A 2336-nucleotide genomic window follows, 5' to 3' on the forward strand; every position below is an offset into this window, starting at 1 on the left:
TATAGTGGTTTAAATTTTATATTTCTTATCATCGACATATACTTAAAAAAGAGTAATCGATGGTTTGAGCAAGAGTAGAAAACTTACTTAGTACTACCTCGTTAAGTACCTTTCTGATATTAATGTAGGTAAGGTTTATTAATTAAGGAGGGGGTAATGGACGTAGAGCAATTAAATTCCATCCGCGAACAACTTGATGAATGGATTAATGCTTTCAAAGCCCACTTAGGAAGATCAGAAAGAGTTCACTGGTACAGATTGCACATAGCAGGATTAATATTGGAGGGGGAAAGGAAATCTATCGAGCCTATGGCAAAAAGGCTTCCTGGAGGAAATGAATAAGCTATTCAACAATTTGCCAATCAAAGTCCTTGGGATTATGCAGCGCTACAGAAACAATTAGCTAAGCATATGGCTAAAAGTATGGGTGTTAAAAAAGTATTGGTCCTAGATGACACTTCTATACCCGAGAAGGGAAAGTTTTCGGTAGGGGTAGCCAGGCAGTACTGCGGAGCTTCAGGAAAGATTGCTAATTGTCAATCAATCGTCACATGGCATTACTGTGAAAAAGGTAAAGAGCATTTTCCTATCCTAGGTGCATTATTCCTCCCCCAATCTTGGACAAAAAGCAAAAAAAGAATGCAGGTAGCCAAAGTTCCTAAGGCAAGATACAAGTTTTTAAAGAAATGGCAGCTTGCTTTACAACTTTTAGATGATATTCTTAAGAAAGATTTTCCCTAAGAAGCGCTTGCTTTTGATGCCGGTTATGAAGAAAAACGAGAGTTATTGGGAGAATTAGATAAAAGACAGCTAACCTTTGTGGCTCAAATTCCTGAAAACCATAGCTTTTGGCCTATCGATATTCCTTTAAATTCTACCAAGAACATTAAAGGTAGGCCAAGAAAATATCCAGAAGTAGCCGATAGAAACTTTAAGCCCCTTTCTGCCAAGAAATGGTTAAAAAAATTGATACTGCAAGGAAGTAAGTGGCAAAAGGTAAAACTTACCCTTCAATCGAAGAAATGTAGTGAAGTAATGGCTATACGTGCTAAAGAAACGATCCCACAGGCATTTTATAGATCAGGGGTTGAAAGATGGTTAATCATGGAAAAGTTAGTAAACGATCAACATAAATACTATGTTTCCAATGCCTCAAAAGATACTTCCCTCCCATGTATGGTAGAATGGATTCATGAAAGATGGAAAATCGAGCAAGGTTATCAGCAGATGAAAGAGGAGCTAGGATTAGATCACTTTGAGGGACGGTCATGGCTAGGACTCCATCATCATCTGACGTTATGTTTTATGGCTTATAGCTTCTTAACCTTACTGAAATACCAGGCAAAAGATAAAAAAAATCTCAATGACTCTGCCTCAAGTAAGAAGATTAATCAACAGCTTATTTTACATTACCATTTGCCCTTTTTGCCAAGCTATTCATGACTCATCTAAAAGGTTATTTTTTGATACCTCTTAAACCTAACGAAGTAGTACTACTTAAGTTTGCTGCCACGATCTTCTTAAAATTAGCCCAAAAGGTTTCAATAGGGTTTAAATCGGGAGAATATGGCGGTAAAAATAAAATCTCACACCCTGCTTTTTTGATAAGCTCATGAGTGGCTTGCGATTTATAGAAGGTAGCATTATCCATAATCAGGACCTGCCCTGTTTTAAGTTCGGGTATCAATATTTTTTCTAGCCAAAAGTTAAATAAGAGTGAATTACAAGTACCTGTATAACAAAAAGGAGCTAAAATTTTAGACTTCTGTTTAGCTGCTATGAAGCTTTCTCTAGCAAATGAACGGCCTGCTATAGCACCATAAATCTTTTCTCCTATAAGTGATCTTGCATGTTGGCGCTGTAAGTAGGCATTTATCCCGCTCTCATCTATGTAAATCCTATTTTCTTCCGAAATGCTTTCTAGCTTTTGTCTAAACTCCTCTCGTTTATTCTCATCTCTTTCCTTGTAGAAGGGTGTCTTTTTTTTAAAGTGATTTTCAGTCTTTTACAGGCATAAAAAACTGCAGCTATTGTCACTCCGAATGCCTCAGCTATTTCCTAAGGTATGCATCGGGAGCTTGGCTTATATACAATTTTAGCTTTTCACTATCAATTTTACTGGGGCTCTGCCGTCTTTTTTTAGGAGCTAGATAGCCTCGTTCTTTCCGCTTAATCCAGTTCGTTAACGTGCGAACTGTTACGCCAAAAACATGACTAGCGGTGGCCATTGAGCCGCCATATAATACAAAGCTTTTTTTCTTAAATCGTGTGAATATACCATGCCAATTAATTATACATATATCCTCAGAAAAATAGAATTTAAATAACTATACTAT

At 37.0% G+C, this 2336-nt stretch carries 2 protein-coding genes and 3 pseudogenes; 3 read left to right on the forward strand and 2 right to left on the reverse strand.

Features of this window, described 5'->3' with window-relative positions; all coding sequences use genetic code 11:
• Positions 1-156: 156 nt before the first annotated feature.
• From DB41_RS10175 to DB41_RS10185, 3 genes and pseudogenes are all read left to right on the forward strand, one after another.
• Positions 157-342 (forward strand): hypothetical protein, encoded by a 186-nt coding sequence (locus DB41_RS10175; protein ID WP_039386966.1) that lies wholly within the window; start codon positions 157-159, stop codon positions 340-342.
• A gap of 3 nt (positions 343-345) precedes the next feature.
• The gene (locus tag DB41_RS10180; protein ID WP_080502517.1) at positions 346-741 is read left to right on the forward strand and encodes a transposase; all 396 of its coding nucleotides are present in this window, start codon (positions 346-348) and stop codon (positions 739-741) included.
• Positions 742-765: 24 nt separating this feature from the next.
• Positions 766-1443, forward strand: a pseudogene (locus DB41_RS10185) (transposase); the annotation flags it as partial.
• 13 nt (positions 1444-1456) lie between these two features.
• Here DB41_RS10185 and DB41_RS12005 read toward each other — a convergent pair.
• A pseudogene (locus tag DB41_RS12005) lies at positions 1457-1930 on the reverse strand (transposase); the annotation flags it as partial.
• Positions 1921-2228 (reverse strand): annotated as a pseudogene (locus tag DB41_RS13125) (IS630 transposase-related protein). The pseudogenes DB41_RS12005 and DB41_RS13125, both read right to left, overlap by 10 nt.
• Between the last annotated feature and the right edge of the window lie 108 nt (positions 2229-2336).

Source organism: Neochlamydia sp. TUME1 (assembly GCF_000813645.1).
Taxonomy (GTDB): Bacteria; Chlamydiota; Chlamydiia; order Chlamydiales; family Parachlamydiaceae; genus Neochlamydia.

Excerpts from the sequence above, each read along its gene's own strand:
- DB41_RS10175 (WP_039386966.1), top strand. The coding sequence starts at position 157 with ATGGACGTAGAGCAATTAAATTCCATCCGCGAACAACTTGATGAATGG.